The sequence below is a fragment of the Nostoc sp. genome (genome assembly GCF_036917235.1).
GTDB lineage: Bacteria > Cyanobacteriota > Cyanobacteriia > Cyanobacteriales > Nostocaceae > Nostoc.
The window spans coordinates 1-17,335 of sequence record NZ_JBALDU010000074.1; the positions used below are offsets into that span (position 1 = coordinate 1).

Here is a 17,335-nt window from a genome sequence, read left to right on the forward strand (position 1 = left end):
ATTTTTTCTCGAAGATCGACAGAGTAGGACTTCATTTAAAAGGATTTATATTTTAATCTAGTGTACCTCATAATAGACGCAAGTGCTGTATCTCTAAGAAATTGACGAATTGTATATTCTTTACCTCCAAGCTTTGATGTACCAGGAATTTTCCCAAAAAGCTTCATGACATCTGCATCAGAGCGAGGTAAGTCTCCCACCCGAACACCAGCACGATATCTCAGCCTATTTGCAATCTTGGGCATCTCTTGGGCTAATTCGGCAGCTGTCTTTGGTAAATTTTGCAAAGCATCAGCCATAACCATGTTAGATGCGGCAACTCCAACAGCAGTTTGTTGAAATGTTTTACTAACATTTTGAACAGTTTGAAAACCTGACTGTGCTGCAATGGTTGACAAATTTTGTAAATCATTAACTGCATGGACACTTGAAGTAGTCATCTCGGCAGTAGCGTTCTTTATTCCATCAACTACCTCATCCATCCCATTTACTACATTGTTGGCTGCTTCTTGAGCTTTATCCCTAACTGTATCTGCCAACTTCTGTGCTTCGTTGATAAAATCCATGTTTTTTGCTGTGGAGTGTTTGCTCCAGTTTCTCTTTCTAAAACGAAGAATCACCTCAGCATTCATAACCAATTTACTTCAAAAATTTTTAAAGAGATAGCGATCAATTTCAATTCCGATTAGCTTACCATTGAGCTTCAGAACTCGGAGTTTGAGCTTTAGAACTCGAAATGTCAAATTCTACGCTCAAACTCCGAGTTTCTGAGCTTCTAACTTTCAACCTTGTAAGTAAACTTGCTGATAACTTTCTCCACTATTGATACTTAGGGCTGCACTTTCCGATACTTATATATGAAATTGCACCTTAATCAACTTTTAGTTTCTACCTTTGAAAGAGTTTAGCCATTCTTGAACTTGCTCTCTTGCAATATCGCGCCCCCCCAGACCAAAGGCTAGGGCAATAGCAACTGCGATCGCACCTAATAAAAGTCCAAAGGCTAAATTCACAATATCACTGGCAACTCCAATCTGTTGCAAAGCCATTGCAGAGACTAAGGCAATAATTGCAATCCGCGCCACTTGTCCCAAAATCTGGGCTTGGCGTTCGCCGGAACTGGTAATGATGTTAAAAGCCAGATTTGCCAAGAATAAGCCAACGGCAAAAATCACCAATCCTGCCAAAATCCGCCCGAATATAATCACAATACCAGACACTAATGCTGTCAGGGCTGGAATATTCAAGATATTGACCGCTGCCACCGTGGCAAACAGCATGATACCCACTAAGGCAACAATGCCTACAATTTCCGATGGAGTGCGGGTTGGAATCGGTGGGGTTGTTGATTCTGTGGAAATGACGATTCGTCTGCTGGGTGTTGTCAGACCCAAAATAGTGAAAATGTTATTAAACCCTAAATTGGTGAGGATACTTGTAATCAAGTCCCCGATAAACCGCCCCACGAAATAGGCAACAATCAAAATTGCCACGGCTGTAAAGATGGCAGGTAGAGCGTTGAGAACCTGTTGCAACATAGCGATCGCAGGTATTGAGATCGCATCAATTCGCAAGGCATTCAGCGCTGCGATCGCTACAGGAATCAAAATCAAAACATAGACAATTGTGCCGATAATATTCGATAGAGGTTGCACCCCCGCAGCTGAAGATAATCCCAAGCGACTACCTAAATGGTCAAGACCAGTTGTCGCCAGCAAGTTCGTCACAATCCGCCGTACTACATTAGCGATGAACCAGCCAACTACAGCAATCAAGATCGCCGCTAAAATGTTCGGCAGAATTAGCAGAATTTCTGTAATTAGAGCTTGTACTGGTTGTAAAGCCTGCCTGAGTCCGAGAGTATCTAAAACTGGGGCGAGAAACAGTAAAAATATAAACCAATACAGAGCATTGCCAATCGTCTCACTCAAAGACAGCTGATTCAGGCTGGGTGCTCTGTTTTCTGGTTCTGGATTCAAACGCTCATCCAGATTAAATGCCTGTAATGACCGCACAGTGATAATCTTCACAATGGTCGCCAAAAACCAAGCTGCTGCCAAAAGGATTCCGGCACCAACCAACTTTGGCAAAAAGCCAATAAGTTGATTGAGAAAATTATTCAGGGGTTGAGAGGCTATTTCCAGATCCAACGTCTGTAAAACAGCTACCGCAGTTAACAGGATAACGCTCCAAAAGACTAAGCTGGAGATTAATTTCTCCACTTGGGGAACATCTTGACGACCCGTTATCCCAGCGGCAATTCGGTTATCTATGTTCGTGCGCTTGAGGATTCCTTGCGTCAGTGCCGCTGCGATCGCTGCAATAAGCCAACCTACTAGTAAGATTGCTACCGCCCCTAAAAGACGAGGCGTAAACAGAATCAACTGTTGTACAATACCTTGCACATCGGCGATTCCTTGATTCACTGCTGGTTGCACCTGTTGCAGGCTGGGCGATTGTGCCAAAAATTGCTGCACCCTCGTGGATAAACCAACTCCGTAGGCGTAGCCCGTCGTAGACATCACCTGGGTTATTTCTTGCCAAGTCGTGTTCATGATTTTCGGGAATTATGCTTAAGTATTCGCCGCAAACACTGAGTCAGTGTTTTGCCTATCAATTTACCAGTAAACACATACATATATATCAATTCATTGGGCATTGGGCGAGGCATTGGGTATTGGTTCCCCCCTGCCTCCCCTGCTCCCCCTGCTCCCTCATCTCCCTTCCCCATTCCCCAAAATTTTGCGTTACTCTAATTGCAGCAACAGCACCAAAGATGTGGAATGTCCCAAGTTTTGGAACAATCGATTCAAATTAATGCTACAGCTACGGTGGTGGAGCGCTGTCTTAGCGATTTAGCTCTCATGCACCGTTGGCTCAACCCCGTTCTCCGTTGCGAACCTGTGGGCGAAGCTTGGAGTACCGATGTCGGCAGTAAAAGTCGTTTTATTATTCAAATTCCTCTAATAAAACCAACCTTGAATAGCGTAGTTGTAGAACGACAACCAGGTTTAGTAGTTTGGGAATTTCAAGGATTTTTTCAAGGGCGCGATCGCTGGGAATGTCAACCCACAGAAAAGGGAACGCTTTTACTCAATCGCTTTGAGTACGATATTCCTAACCCCTTAGTCAGTTGGGGCTTCAACACCTTTGCTGCATCTTGGACGAAACAAGATATGCAAGCCCAGCTGCGCCGCCTCAAACGAGTTGCAGAAGAAGAAAATAATTCGTAATTCGTAATTCGTAATTGGGCAGAAGAGGCAGAGGAGCAGAGGGGCAGAGGGTAAAAACTTACTGCAACTTCTCCCCTGCTCCCCTGCTCCCCTGCTCCCCTATCCACCTTTACCCAATTCGGTAAGTAGCCGCCGAATCACAGAGGCATCCTCGGCATCGGGAACTTTTGTTAAATAATGTTGTAAGTCGTCTATGGCTTGGGGGTAGTAACCGAGTTGATAGTAAATCAAACCGCGATCGCGCAATTCTAAAGTTAAACCAGGAAATAGCAACAAAATTCGTTCAACTGCTGCCAGTGTTTTTTCTAATTCTTGCTGTTTAAGGTAAATAAATTTTAAATTTGTCAGCATCCGTACCAAAAATTGCCGATTACTGACTATGGCTAAAAATTCTGGTTGTAGCGTTACAGGTTGTTGATAAAGTTGAGATAGGCGTTCCTCGCAATCTTGGGCAAATATTATTTCACCCCCATTGAAGGCATCCACAAAAATTTCTATATCGGGAATATCTGGGCGAATCAAGAAATGTCCTGGCATCCCCACACCCACCATCGGAAAATCAATTCTTCGCGCAACCTCCAGGTAAACCAGCGCTAAGGTAATGGGAATCCCCAATCGGCGATCGATTACATCATTGAAAAAGCTGTTGCGCGGGTCGTAATAGTCAATTTTATTACCAGAAAATTTTAAATCTTCGTAGAGATACTGATTAATACCTTGAACTATCCGCAAAGGATATCGTGAATCAGGCAGGCGTTCTTGAAGCTCCCACGCCATTGTCTCAAGGGCATTGAGGTATTCTTCTGGGTTTAGCTTGGGATATTCTTCTTGTGCAATATACAAAGCTGCCTTTGCTAAGTCAATATGCTCGTCAGACTGCTGAATCTCCTGGTAAAAATATTGACGTGCTGACGAGAAATTCATAAGCTGTTGTTCGGTGAAAGTGTGAGGATGAAGCGTAGACTAGCAAAAACCGCAGGTATTACGGCTAGGCTAAAAGCGCTTTTTCGTATCTAAATTTATACAGCAATTCTCAGGTATTTAAACTACAACTTAGATGGGAGTGGGAAGTAGTGTAGTTAAATTACTTGAAAAGCTTTGTCAGAGAGCAAATGACAACAGCAATCCTCAGCTAAGGGACTTCCAAATAAAAAAAGACTCTAACTGCTTATTTTAGGTTAGCCTAATCTCGATCCCCAAACCCTAGTCTTAAGGATCAATTTATGGCGTAGAGTAGGGGCGTTCAGTGCTAATCTGAAAGGTGACATTGTTTAATTTTATGTCTTCTACGACCTTATCTGAAATCTAGCTTCACTCATTAGGCGCAGCATGGTAACAACCGCAGAAAAAACAAACATTGGTTACATTACCCAAATCATTGGCCCAGTTGTAGACGTTAAATTTCCCGGCGGGAAATTGCCACAAATCTACAACGCCTTGAAAATCAAAGGCACCAACGAAGCTGGACAGGAAATCAACATCACCATTGAAGTACAGCAACTCCTGGGCGACAACCAGGTGCGGACTGTGGCGATGAGTTCTACCGAAGGCTTAGTCCGCGGTTTTGAAGTCACCGATACAGGCGCTCCCATCAGCGTACCAGTTGGTAAAGCCACTTTGGGCCGGATTTTCAACGTCCTTGGCGAACCTGTGGACAACAGAGGCCCAGTAAATGCTGAGGCAACTCTACCCATCCACCGCTCTGCTCCCAAATTCACCGACCTGGAAACCAAACCTTCGGTGTTTGAGACTGGGATTAAAGTTGTTGACCTTCTGACTCCCTATCGACGCGGCGGTAAGATTGGTCTATTCGGCGGTGCTGGTGTTGGTAAAACCGTGATCATGATGGAGTTGATCAACAACATCGCTACTCAGCACGGTGGAGTATCCGTTTTTGCTGGCGTGGGTGAACGCACCCGTGAAGGTAATGACCTCTACAACGAAATGATTGAATCTGGGGTGATCAATAACGAGAACCTCAACGAATCAAAAATTGCTCTAGTTTACGGTCAAATGAACGAGCCACCCGGAGCCAGAATGCGGGTTGGTCTTTCGGGATTGACAGTAGCAGAATACTTCCGTGATGTGAACAAGCAAGATGTGCTGTTGTTTATTGACAACATCTTCCGGTTTGTCCAAGCAGGTTCAGAAGTATCGGCGCTACTAGGTCGGATGCCTTCAGCGGTGGGATATCAACCCACATTGGGAACCGACGTAGGTGAACTGCAAGAGCGGATTACCTCGACTACAGAGGGTTCCATTACCTCCATTCAAGCAGTGTACGTACCAGCGGATGACCTCACCGACCCCGCACCTGCGACCACCTTCGCCCACTTGGATGGTACAACAGTGCTATCTCGTGGTTTGGCAGCTAAGGGAATTTATCCCGCAGTTGACCCCCTTGGTTCGACTTCCACCATGCTTCAGCCCAATATTGTCGGTGACGAACACTACAATACGGCGCGGGCGGTGCAATCAACCCTGCAACGTTATAAAGAACTCCAAGACATTATCGCGATTCTCGGTCTAGATGAATTGTCTGAAGAAGACCGTCTCATCGTCGCGCGGGCCCGGAAAGTTGAGCGTTTCTTGTCTCAGCCGTTCTTTGTGGCAGAAGTATTCACCGGTTCTCCTGGTAAGTACGTGAAGTTGGAAGACACCATCAAAGGGTTCAAAAAGATTCTGTCTGGTGAGTTAGATGCTCTACCAGAACAGGCTTTCTACTTGGTTGGCGATATTAACGAAGCGATCGCCAAAGCTGAAAAAATCAAAGGTTAGTCATTAGTCATTGGTCATTAGTCATTAGTCATTAGTTCAACCGCTAATGACTAATGGCAATTACAAAAGACATAGACGCCCTTTGGGCGGCTTCCCGTAGGGTAGGACAAAGGACGAAGGACGAAGGAAGGACAAAAGACAAATGACATTAACCGTTCGTGTAATTTCCCCAGATAAAACAGTCTGGGATGCTCCAGCTGAAGAAGTCGTTTTGCCTAGTACTACTGGTCAACTAGGTATCCTAACAGGACACGCACCACTTTTGACCGCTCTAGATACTGGTGTCATGCGAGTTCGTGGCGCTAAAAATCAGAATTGGGAAGCGATCGCTCTTTTGGGTGGCTTTGCCGAAGTCGAAGAAAATGAAGTGACAATTCTGGTTAACGGCGCTGAACGTGGCGACAAAATTAACCTTGATGAAGCCCGTACCGCTTACAACCAAGCAGAAGCGCGGCTGACTCAAGTTTCCGCAGACGATCGCCAAGCCCAAATCCAAGCGAACCAAGCCTTCAAACGCGCCCGCGCTCGGTTTCAAGCCGCTGGTGGTTCGGTCTAAATTCAATTTCTATTTCAAATTTGTAGGTTGGGCAATGTCCAACCTACAAAATAAAATATTTATTAAGAAGAACTCAGGAGTCAGGAGCCAGAATTCAGTATAAATTCTGTACGGATGCTAAAACTCCATCCCTTTATGGTATGGAGGAGTCAGAATCCTGAATCCTGTTAGCGCAGCGGGGCGTAGCCCATTCTGAATTCTGACTCCTTATTTATTAATCTTAAAAAAAATTACGCCAAGTTTAAGAAATTGAGCCAAGCTTTGGTGGAGTGTTAAATTAACTAATTAGTTGCCCTTTTGGGCACAAATTATGAAAAGCCTTTCATCTTTGCTTGGTACTCGTAAACAAAATAAGGTAGCTCGTTTTGCAGCATCGGTCGTAGCAACTTTGGCACTCTCTGGTAGTATTCATTCTGCCAATGCTACTTCTGTCAAAATAAGTACTGCACAAGAAATTACTCCAGCATCAGTCCAGCTAAATCAGACTAAACCTAATATTGCTCAATTACAAACTAGCAGGATTCAATATCAAGCTGCTGGACTTGATCCAGTTGTACTGGTTCCCATTCTACTTGTTGGCGGTTTAGTCATATTCGTCCCCCTATTCTTTGGGGGACTAGTAGTTATTGGCGAACGGGAAGTTGGCATTGTAGTTAGAAAATTTACCCTTTCCGGGCGTGGGCTACCCGCCGGCAGCTTGATTGCCCTTAACGGCGAAGCTGGCTTGCAGGCAGACACTTTAGCTCCTGGTTGGCACTGGGGCTATTGGCCTTGGCAATATTCTGTAAAAAAAGAATCGGTAATTGTCGTTCCCCAAGGGGAAATCGCTTTGATTGTAGCGGCAGATGGAGCATCCAACCCACCAGAGCGGATTTTGGGTAAAATCGTGGGTTGTGACAACTTCCAAGATGCTCGAAAATTCCTCACCCAAGGCGGCGAAAAAGGGCGGCAAATGGGCTTTCTTACGGCTGGTACGTACCGGATTAACACCGCCTTGTTTAAAGTCATTATGGCATCAAATGCCGCCACTCATGGCATGGCTCCAGAACAACTGCGGGTGTACAGTCTGGCATCTGACAAAGTTGGCATTGTTACTACCTTAGATGGCGTACCAATTTCTGCTGGTGAACTCGCAGGCCCGATAATTGAAGAACACGACAACTTCCAAAATGGTCAGAAATTTATTAATGGCGGTGGACGGCGAGGCTTACAAGAACAGACTTTGCTTTCTGGTTCTTGGAACTTGAATCCTTGGTTTGTCCAAGTTGAGCAAGTGCCGATGACGGAAATTCCCATTGGGTATGTGGGTGTGGTGATTTCTTTCGTGGGTAAAGCACATCAAGATGTCAGCGGTGCAGCTTTCACCCACGGTAATTTGGTGAATCCTGGACATAAGGGCGTGTGGGTTGAACCGCTGTATCCTGGCAAGCACCCAATTAATTCCCGAATCATGAAGATGGAACTGGTGCCAACGACCAACATTGTATTAAATTGGTCAGATCGTACCGAACGCCACAGCTATGATGCTCAACTAGCTTCCTTGACAGTGCGATCGCGTGATGGTTTTGCCTTTGATTTGGAAGTAGCGCAAATTATCCATGTGGGTGCTTTAGATGCCCCGAAGGTAATTTCTCGCGTTGGGGCAATGCAAAATCTGGTAGACCATGTATTAGAACCGACTATCGGAAATTATTTCCGCAACTCAGCCCAAGACTATACTGTACTAGACTTTCTCACCGCTCGGAGTGAACGACAATCTGAGGCTGCTGAGTATATTAAAACAGCATTGCGGGCTTATGACGTGCAAGCGATCGACACCCTGATTGGTGATATTAAGCCACCAGCATCGTTAATGCAGACACAAACAGACCGAAAAATTGCCGAAGAAGAGCGCAAGACTTATGAAGTCCAGCAGATGGCACAAACCCAACGGCAGCAGCTTGTTCGGGAAACGGCACTGGCTAATATTCAGCAAGAAATGGTGAAATCGGAGCAAAGTGTGCATATAGCTGACCTCAAAGCCCAAGCCCAAATCAAAGAGGCGAACGGTGAAGCTGAGGGGACAAAACTCCGAACAATTGCTGAGGCTGAAGGTATTCGGGCCACAGGTAACGCCAAAGCTGAAACCTACCGCGCTGGTGTGGAAGCCTTGGGACCACAAGGTTATACAGCAATGCAACTAATGCAAATTATCGGCGATCGCAATGTCCGTTTGATTCCAGATGTCTTAGTTGGCAGTAATGGCAGCAATAACGGCTTAGTTGATGGGCTACTATCCATGATTTTATGGAATCAAACTGGTAAAGGTGAATTGACACCAACACCTTTGCATCCGCAACCAGTAGTTACTAAAGCACAACCAACTTCAGAAAACGGTTATCCACCTATAGTTGTGAATTTTCCGGGGGATAAGTAAGATTAGGAACATTTGGTAGGCGCGCACAGCCATGATTGGTGTTTAAGTTAAAACTCTTGGCTGCATGAGTTTTGCCCTTACCCAAATTGGCTACGGTGTACACACAAGTTGAATTACCCCCTTTAATCCCCCGTTTATTGGGGGGAAAAAAATCTAGTTCCCTCCCCTGATAAAGGGGAGGGTTAGGGTGGGGTAAGCCGGACAGCCTACCCTGTAAATATGGCGGAGAAATTTTGCTTTTACAAGAACGTTATCGTTTACTCAAGCCGATTGGTAAAGGGGGATTCTGCAAAACTTTCCTCGCTGTAGATGAAAGTCAGTTTCCGCCAATTCCTTGTGTCGTTCAAGAATTATTGCTCGAATACGAAACATTTAAAAATTTTCAGCAAAAGGCGCAAAAGCTAGAGGAATTAGGAAAGCATCCGCAAATTCCCGCCTTATTAAATTATTTTCAACATAACGGGCATTTTTATTTAGTGCAGGAGTTTATTGCAGGCACTAATTTAGCTCAGGTGATTGAAGAAGAAGGCGCTTTTAATGAAACTCAGATTTGGCAACTTTTAGAAGATGTGTTGCCAGTTTTGCAGTTTATTAGCGATCGCCATATCATCCACCGCGATATTAAACCCCACAATATCATCCGTAGATCCCCAATTACTAAGAAGGGGGATTTCGTCATAGTTGATTTTAGCACTGCAAAAATCGTTACAGAAATCGATCGCTTAATATCTGAAACCAGTATCGGTAGCCCAGAATATGCTGCACCAGAACAAACGAGAGGAAAAGCGGTTTTTGCTAGTGATTTATATAGCTTAGGTGTAACTTGTATTTACTTACTTACCCAGATTTCTCCCTTTGATTTATTTGATATTGCAAATGATTGCTGGGTTTGGCAACAATATCTTACTACTAAGGTAAGCGATGTCTGGCGACAGGACTCAAAAAGTCTACGCTTGGCGCAAATTCTCGACAAGTTGCTGCAAAATGCTGTTGACCGTCGCTTTCAATCAGCTAATGAAGTTATGCAAGCAATGGGTATGGAATGTAAAACTCAAAATTTTAAATTACCAAATCCTCCTTGGCGATGCTTGCATACCCTAAGTGGACATTCTGGTGTGTCGAGTGGGGTAAATACCATTGCCATCAGCCCTGATGGTTATACTTTAGCCAGTGGTAGTGATGACAAAAACATTAAGTTGTGGGATTTAAATAATAAAAAAGTCCTAACTAGCTTATCAGGACATTCCCAGGCTGTAAAATCAGTTGCCTTTAGTCCAGATGGTCAAATTCTGGCAACTGCTAGCGACGATAAAACAATCAAATTGTGGCAGGTTGAGACATTAACAGAAATCTGCACCCTGTTGGGACACTCACACGCGGTAAAATCAGTTGCTTTTAGTCCAGATGGGCAAATTCTCGCTAGTGGAAGTTGGGATAAGACAGTTAAAGTTTGGGATGTCAATACTGGTACAGAAATTTGCACCATAACTGGACACCAGTTACAGGTAAATTCAGTAGCATTTAGTCCCCAAGGACAGCTTTTAGCTAGTGCTAGTTATGACAGAACAATTCGCTTGTGGCAGATAGAAGGTTCCCAGAGAGAAATTCAAAACCGCCCATGCTATAGCTTGTTAAGCACCCTTTCGGGTCATGCATGGGCGGTTTTGACAGTCGCTTTTAGTCCCGATGGGAAAATTTTGGCGACGGGTAGTGATGATAACACTATTAAGTTGTGGGAGGTAAACACTGGTCAGCTAATTTGCACACTTGTAGGCCATTCTTGGTCTGTGGTGGCTGTGGCTTTCACTGCCGATGGCGAAACACTCCTAAGTGCAAGTTGCGACAAAACAGTTAAACTTTGGAGGGTAAGCACAGCAGAAGAGATTGTTACTCTCTCTGGTCATATAGACTCAGTATCTGCTGTTGCTGTGAGCAAAGTTACACAATTAATTGCAAGCGGCAGCCGGGACAAGACTATCAAACTGTGGCAGCTTGTAGAACAGGACAATAGCTAATTTTGTAATATCAAGCGCTACCTGTAAAGGCAACTTCTGGAAATTTCAACTGAGCTTCTGCCATTGGACGGTTTCTGCCTTCCTCTTGCCAGTAGTTAATCACTTCTGTCGCTTTGTTAAGCAACTCAACACGATCCAGATCAGTAATCCAATGTTTGGACTCTAATTCCTTTTTTAACTCTTCCCAGGCATCATTTCTGGGCCAAAAAAAGTACTTAGTCAAGGGACTGGTGCCTTTGCCTACAACTTGATCGACTGCGAGAGCAACGTTCTCGTCTAACCACAGAATTTTCAAAATAAACTTGGTCAATCACACCTCCGGGAATTTCCGGGCATTATTTAACAACGATAGCGATCGCTTATTTTAACGCAATACCCTATCAAATGACCAAACAGTGATTGGATTGGGCTAGCATAAGGTGTAGTCGGCGTTAAAAGAGATGCTTATGACTGCTCAACTGCCCCAATCTCAAACAACATCTGGTTCAGATTTGTATGAGCAAGACTTTTACCTGTGGATTCAAACCACGGCAGAACTGCTCAAGCAAAAGAATTTCACACAACTGGACTTAGACAACCTGATTGAAGAAATTGAAACGATGGGGAGAAGTGAAAAGCGGGCATTGGAGAGCAATCTGGAAGTCTTGCTGATGCATCTGCTCAAATATCAAATTCAAACTGAAAAGCGCTCAAAAAGTTGGCAGTACACAATTTTGGAACACCGCAGGCGAGTCCAAAAGGCACTCAAGGAAAGTCCGAGTTTAAAGTCTCACTTCGATCGGGTTTTTGACGAAAGCTACCAAACCGCTAGACGGCTGGCTGTCATTGAAACTGGATTAGCGATCGCTATTTTCCCAGAAAAATCTCTCTTCACGCCAGAGCAATCTCTCGACCCCGATTTTTTACCTGAGTCATGATCTCACGTTTTATGATGATGTAAAACTCTTTTGCTTCTTACCCCATGACTCAACCAACTTCTGTAAAAGCGATCGCTATTTTCGATATTGATGGCGTTGTGCGCGATGTTAGCGGTTCCTATCGCCGGGCGATCGCAGATACCGTAGAATATTCTACGACTCAAGCATATCGTCCAACCCCACTAGATATTGACCAACTAAAGTCTGAAGGCGTGTGGAACAACGATTGGGAAGCATCGCAGGAATTAATTTACCGCTACCTTGAAACCCAAGGACAGACGCGCGAACAACTACAACTAGATTACAGTGCGATCGTTGCTTTTTTTCAATCGCGCTACCGCGGCCCAGACTCAAATAATTTTACTGGGTATATCTGTAATGAACCTTTATTATTACAACCTAGCTATTTAGAACAACTTACCCAAGCCGGCATTGCTTGGGGATTTTTTAGTGGTGCAACTCGTGCTTCCGCTAACTATGTCTTAGAAAAACGTCTCGGTTTGCAATCTCCGGTGTTAATTGCAATGGAAGATGCACCAGGGAAACCAGACCCCACTGGGCTTTTCGCTACAGTTCGTGAGTTAGAAAATGGAATTGAGCAAAAATTAGCTGTAGTGTATGTGGGGGATACGGTAGCAGATATGTATACCGTCGAGAAAGCACGAGGTCTAGATTTTTCTCGCCCTTGGATTGGTGTAGGGGTTTTACCGCCCCACGTACAGGAAACAGCAGCGCGTAGTGATGCTTATAGTGAAACACTAATAGCAGCCGGAGCAGCAGTAGTTTTGCGTAATGTGCAAGAATTGACTCCAAGGCAGATTCAAGAATTGGTCAGTTCATCTGCCCAATCTGTGGTCTAAGATCAATCAAGCTACGGGTGCATGAATAACTAGCTGATAACAATCTTGCTTTAATCATTGGGAGATTAATAAAAATGTCTGCATTTAAACTGCCTAACGGCCCTAAAACTCACCCTTGGGTACAGACGTATCAGTGGCTGACTAATCCCTTAGAATACTTAGAAGACTGTGCTAAACGCTATGGTGATATCTTCACCCTTCAGCTTGGACAAAATTCTCCTCCTCAAGTTTTCATTAGCAATCCCCAGGCGATTCAGCAGATTTTTACTACAGATCCAAAACAATTAGACTCTGGTGAGCCAGCAGGGATTAAATCCCCTTTATTAGGACGCCAATCACTATTAGCGCTGGAGGGAAAGCCTCATCAGCGACAACGAAAGCTATTGACACCACCCTTACATGGGGAACGAATGCTAACTTATGGTGAATTAATCCGCGACATTACTGAGCAAGTGATTAATCAGTGGCAGGTTCAAGAAACCTTTGCAGTTCTGCCATCAATGCAAGCAATCTCTTTCCAAGTGATTTTGAAGGCTGTATTTGGTCTAGAAGATGGACCACGTTATGAAAAACTCAATGAACTCCTGATTGCAATCCTAAATCCCAAAATCCCTATATTAAGAACAATTCTGCTTCTTTTCCCAGCAATGCGACAGGATTTAGGAGCGTGGAGTCCCTGGGGGAAATACTTGCGTTTACGGCAGCAAATCGATCAACTCATCTACGCCCAGATTCAAGAACGCAAAGCACAACCCGATTCATCTCGAACTGATATTCTATCTTTAATGATGGCTGCTCGTGATGAAGCGGGAGAGCCGATGACAGACCTGGAATTACGTGATGAACTGATGACCTTATTAGTGGCGGGTCACGAAACTACTGCAACTTCCTTATCATGGGCACTGTACTGGATTCATCATCAGCCGCAGGTGCGGGAAAAACTGCTGCAAGAACTAGATAAGTTGGGTGAACAACCAGATCCAAATGCTATTTTTCGATTGCCTTATTTGAATGCTGTCTGTTCTGAAACGCTACGTCTTTACCCAGTGGCGATATCGGCACTAAATCGAGTGGTCAAATCACCGCTACAAATTGGAGGATACAACTTTGAGCCTGGTACTTTGCTCAATCCCTCTATTTATTTGACCCATCATCGAGAAGATTTATATCCTGAGTCGAAGCAATTTAAGCCAGAGCGTTTTCTGGAACGGCAATTTTCCCCCTATGAGTATTTACCCTTTGGTGGCGGCAACCGTCGCTGTATTGGAATGGCATTTGCCTTGTTTGAGATGAAATTGGTTTTGGCAACAGTGCTGTCTCACTGGGAGATGGAACTGGCTGATAGCAAACCAGTGCAGTCAGTACGTAAGGGTTTGCTATTTAGCCCAGCAAGAGGTGTGCAGATGGTGGTGAAGGGGAAGCGTCCTCAAAATCAGCCCATCCTTCAGACTAGCTCTAGTTCAGTTTGAAGAGTTTTAGAATACTTTAGATGAATCCCGTAAGGCGTATAAGTTGAAAGTGTCGGAACCCTCTTTAAAGGGTTCTTGCTTCACTGCAACGTTGCTCAAACCGTATTTTTGAAGTAGCTCTGTAATTCTTTTAACTCGATTATCCAAATCGTGTACTTCTACAACGACTTGCTTAATCTTCGGCCAATCTTGCTCCTCAATACCTAAAAGTACATCTAACTCACTTCGCTCCACATCTACTTTCAGCAAGTCAATTTGCTGAACATCGTACTCGCGGATAATCTCTGATACAGTTCTCAATTGACAAGTAACTTGTTCTACTTGAAAAGCTTTCTCCAATTTGTTATCGAGAATAAGCGATCGCAAAAACGACGGCAACCAACGAAGCCAACGGACTTGACTTGGTGCATCTTTGAGATTATTGCGTAGAATAGCATTCTTAAACTTATCTCGTTGTTGCTTTGAACCATCAGGATAAGCGCTAGACAATGCTGTAGCGTTAGGATAGTAAGCAAACTTGATTGTTTTAGATTCCTGTGAAAGTCCACAGGGAAATACTTTTATTTTTTCTGGTTCAAAGCGTTGGGCATTAGCTTGTAGAACATTAAAAATGGCAGGAATAGGCTCGAATGCATAAACATTCACATTTGTTTTACACAACTGAAATACCCATAATGTGAATAAACCAATATTCGCACCCACATCAAACACGGTGTCATTTTCGTGTAACTCAATCCCACATTGGAAATACTGTTGAATTTGCTCATAAATAATCGGTACTTCCTCTTTGCGGATGCAAAATATTTTCATGCCATTAGGAAGCGTATTTTCTGGAATTAAAGTTGTCATAAACAAAATATAGAACTATTATTTGATTTTTTGGAAAATACGTAGTACACCTTAATTTCTCTTCCCTTCCCCCCAAGAGTGCAAAACTATTTTTACAAGAGGTCTATTATTATTGTGTTTAAGCTAAAACAGGCTTACCCGTGGAAACAGCCTGCTCAATAATATCAGCAGCTCGACTTACTCCCCCAGCACGCAGAGTAGCTGCTTGTAATCTGAGCGCATTCTGTTTATAAGATTCTTCTGTCAACACGCGCTTAATAGCATTTTTCAATCTCGGAACATTCAGTTTTTTGAGAGTGATAAGCTCACCCGCCCCTGTCCAAGCAATCCGCGCTGCTACTCCTGGCTGGTCATTGGCAACAGGAATCGCCACCATTGGCACTCCTTTTTTCACACATTCCATTGTTGTATTCATTCCCGCATGAGTAATCATGAGGGTGGCTTTTTCCAGCACTTCTAATTGAGGTGCATACTCAACTACTAAAGGATTTCCTGCCAAGTCTGGTAGTGATTCTGGTTTAGCAGAACCTCCCAGAGAAATCACTAACTGAGCATCCAAATCTTCACAGGCTGAAGCAATAGTCTGAAAAACCCAAATCAGACGGTTTTGCAATGTTCCCATCGAAGCGTAAATTAACGGTTTACCCGTCAATTTTTCATAAGGAAAAGAGACAGGTACTCGACTGGCTGAGGTATGGAAACTTCCGGTGAAATGGAACCAAGGAGCTAATTCTTCTCTAGGAAATTCAAACTCAGATGGTGCATTACTTATTTGAGCCAGTAGAGAGTAGCTATCTTTAAGACTAGAATACAGGGGTAATTTCCACTCTCGACGATATTCATTAATCAAATCTTCAATTGGTTTGACGACGCTATTAAGTAAGGTGTAGCCTATTTGGTTACGTAAGCGTGCCCACGCAGCTGGGCTATAGTTCCAAGTTGTGAAAAAAGGAGGAATGCTAGGTTCTCGATTCAGTACCACAGCGCTGCACACAGTGATGAAAGGAATTTTGAGAAACTCTGCAATTGTTCCTCCCTCTATAGAACTTTGGTTTACTAGCAACGCTTCTACACCTGCTGCTTTAAGTAATGCTGGAGCATCCTGGAGTGTCACAGATGAAACATTCTTCAGCAGGTCAATAGTGTATCGAAACGCAGCTAATCCACGTAGTTGACCTAACTTGCCAAAGGTTTCTGCTGTTGAGCCAGAAACAAAATCTTTTTCACCAATTGCTTGGAATTCTATTCCGGCTGCGAGTGCTTTAGATTGAGTATCGAGGGTTCCGAAGAGGGTGACGCGATGCCCACGCCGTTGAAGTTCCTGCCCCAAGGGAAGCATAGTATTGAGGGGGCCAGTTGCTGCGCCAGGACAGATGATACCAAAATGAGTCACGATCAATGCCTCTACTGGATTTTCAAGAATTTATCTAAAGCTGTAACTAGACTAGGAGGCCAACGGCGGATATTTTTTACCCAGTCGATATCCTTATAGCGGCTATCTAGTCCATAAGCTGCTACCCAATTGCTTTCGGCTTCACCTTGTTCTCCATTTACCCAATATGCAGCTGTGAGGGCGGCACGCACATCAGCAAATTTGGAGTATTTACGGGCAATATTTCGCATTTCGCGGATTGCTTGCTCTTTTTGACCAGTTTCATAAAGAGCGAGGGCATAGTTAGCACGGGCGAAGGCAAAATTTGGGGCTATCTCATTAGATTTTTTGTAGTCTGCGATCGCATCTTCCCATTTTCCCAAACCTGCTGTGGCATTACCGCGATTGTTATATGCCATTGCATCTTTAGGATCGAGTTCTAGAACACGATTATAATCTGCGATCGCATCATCCCATTTTCCCATCCCTTCCAACGCCGCCCCCCGATTCAAATAAGGATCGGTGACATTTGGCGCTAGTTCTATGGCTTTGTTATAATCTGCGATCGCTTCTTGTAACTTATTCTGGCTCACCCGCGAATTTCCCCGGTTACTCCACGCCCCGGCATTCGTGGGAAATTCCTCAATAATCTTTGTCCAGTAAGTTTCAGCCGTCCCAAAGTCACCTTGATTCGTCGCTATAAACGCTTGATTTGCCCACTCATCACCTTGTTTTAACTGTTCTTGAGTAATGGGCGGCTGAGATTGTGCCATCACTGGTGTGCCCCAGCCAATCACAAGTAACAGACTGAGAAAAATGCCAATCAACTTAATCATCTAGGTTTACCTAATTTGTTCTTTGTCATTTGTC

At 44.1% G+C, this 17,335-nt stretch carries 15 protein-coding genes; 8 read left to right on the plus strand and 7 right to left on the minus strand.

The window, feature by feature from the left end; all coding sequences use genetic code 11:
* Window positions 1-35: 35 nt before the first annotated feature.
* Together V7K44_RS21155 and V7K44_RS21160 are read right to left on the minus strand one after the other, a co-directional pair.
* Window positions 36-566 carry a hypothetical protein gene (locus V7K44_RS21155; protein ID WP_334934035.1) on the minus strand — a complete coding sequence of 177 codons (531 nt, stop codon included), beginning with the start codon at window positions 564-566 and terminating at the stop codon, window positions 36-38.
* Window positions 567-881: 315 nt separating this feature from the next.
* Window positions 882-2,555 carry a mechanosensitive ion channel gene (locus V7K44_RS21160; RefSeq protein WP_334934037.1) on the minus strand — a complete coding sequence of 558 codons (1,674 nt, stop codon included), beginning with the start codon at window positions 2,553-2,555 and terminating at the stop codon, window positions 882-884.
* Between the two features lie 228 nt (window positions 2,556-2,783).
* On the opposite strand from V7K44_RS21160, the gene V7K44_RS21165 reads away from it, so the two are divergent.
* Complete coding sequence (locus V7K44_RS21165) at window positions 2,784-3,233, plus strand: SRPBCC family protein (RefSeq protein ID WP_334934039.1); 450 nt, start codon at window positions 2,784-2,786, stop codon at window positions 3,231-3,233.
* A gap of 99 nt (window positions 3,234-3,332) precedes the next feature.
* Here the strand turns inward: V7K44_RS21165 and V7K44_RS21170 are convergent, their stop codons facing one another.
* Window positions 3,333-4,157 carry a SirB1 family protein gene (locus tag V7K44_RS21170; RefSeq protein WP_334934041.1) on the minus strand — a complete coding sequence of 275 codons (825 nt, stop codon included), beginning with the start codon at window positions 4,155-4,157 and terminating at the stop codon, window positions 3,333-3,335.
* 405 nt (window positions 4,158-4,562) lie between these two features.
* Between V7K44_RS21170 and atpD the strand changes: the two genes are divergently transcribed.
* The 4 genes from atpD (at window position 4,563) to V7K44_RS21190 (ending at window position 10,998) form a co-directional block, all read left to right on the plus strand.
* Window positions 4,563-6,011 carry a F0F1 ATP synthase subunit beta gene (atpD, locus tag V7K44_RS21175; protein ID WP_334934043.1) on the plus strand — a complete coding sequence of 483 codons (1,449 nt, stop codon included), beginning with the start codon at window positions 4,563-4,565 and terminating at the stop codon, window positions 6,009-6,011.
* 142 nt (window positions 6,012-6,153) lie between these two features.
* Entirely contained in the window at window positions 6,154-6,567 is a 414-nt protein-coding gene (gene atpC / locus V7K44_RS21180; protein ID WP_179068253.1) for an ATP synthase F1 subunit epsilon, read from the plus strand.
* Window positions 6,568-6,877: 310 nt separating this feature from the next.
* Window positions 6,878-8,983, plus strand: coding sequence for an SPFH domain-containing protein (locus V7K44_RS21185; protein WP_334934046.1), 2,106 nt, complete (start codon window positions 6,878-6,880; stop codon window positions 8,981-8,983).
* Window positions 8,984-9,216: 233 nt separating this feature from the next.
* A complete protein-coding gene (locus tag V7K44_RS21190) occupies window positions 9,217-10,998 on the plus strand; it encodes a serine/threonine-protein kinase (RefSeq protein ID WP_334934048.1) in 1,782 nt (593 codons plus the stop codon).
* A gap of 10 nt (window positions 10,999-11,008) precedes the next feature.
* Here V7K44_RS21190 and V7K44_RS21195 read toward each other — a convergent pair whose 3' ends face one another.
* Window positions 11,009-11,308: a 30S ribosomal protein PSRP-3 gene (locus V7K44_RS21195; RefSeq protein WP_094333099.1), complete on the minus strand. Its 300-nt coding sequence runs from the start codon at window positions 11,306-11,308 to the stop codon at window positions 11,009-11,011.
* Window positions 11,309-11,444: 136 nt separating this feature from the next.
* Between V7K44_RS21195 and V7K44_RS21200 the strand changes: the two genes are divergently transcribed.
* From V7K44_RS21200 to V7K44_RS21210, 3 genes are all read left to right on the plus strand, one after another.
* Window positions 11,445-11,915 carry a DUF29 domain-containing protein gene (locus tag V7K44_RS21200; RefSeq protein WP_334934050.1) on the plus strand — a complete coding sequence of 157 codons (471 nt, stop codon included), beginning with the start codon at window positions 11,445-11,447 and terminating at the stop codon, window positions 11,913-11,915.
* A 44-nt stretch (window positions 11,916-11,959) separates the two neighbouring features.
* Complete coding sequence (locus tag V7K44_RS21205) at window positions 11,960-12,775, plus strand: TIGR01548 family HAD-type hydrolase (RefSeq protein WP_334934052.1); 816 nt, start codon at window positions 11,960-11,962, stop codon at window positions 12,773-12,775.
* Window positions 12,776-12,849: 74 nt separating this feature from the next.
* Entirely contained in the window at window positions 12,850-14,244 is a 1,395-nt protein-coding gene (locus tag V7K44_RS21210) for a cytochrome P450 (protein ID WP_334934054.1), read from the plus strand.
* Between the two features lie 6 nt (window positions 14,245-14,250).
* Here V7K44_RS21210 and V7K44_RS21215 read toward each other — a convergent pair whose 3' ends face one another.
* The 3 genes from V7K44_RS21215 to V7K44_RS21225 form a co-directional block, all read right to left on the minus strand.
* Window positions 14,251-15,093 carry an FkbM family methyltransferase gene (locus tag V7K44_RS21215; RefSeq protein ID WP_334934056.1) on the minus strand — a complete coding sequence of 281 codons (843 nt, stop codon included), beginning with the start codon at window positions 15,091-15,093 and terminating at the stop codon, window positions 14,251-14,253.
* A gap of 118 nt (window positions 15,094-15,211) precedes the next feature.
* Window positions 15,212-16,486, minus strand: coding sequence for a glycosyltransferase (locus V7K44_RS21220; RefSeq protein WP_334934058.1), 1,275 nt, complete (start codon window positions 16,484-16,486; stop codon window positions 15,212-15,214).
* Between the two features lie 11 nt (window positions 16,487-16,497).
* On the minus strand, window positions 16,498-17,301 hold the full coding sequence (locus V7K44_RS21225; RefSeq protein ID WP_334934060.1) for a tetratricopeptide repeat protein: 804 nt from the start codon (window positions 17,299-17,301) through the stop codon (window positions 16,498-16,500).
* Window positions 17,302-17,335 lie beyond the last annotated feature (34 nt).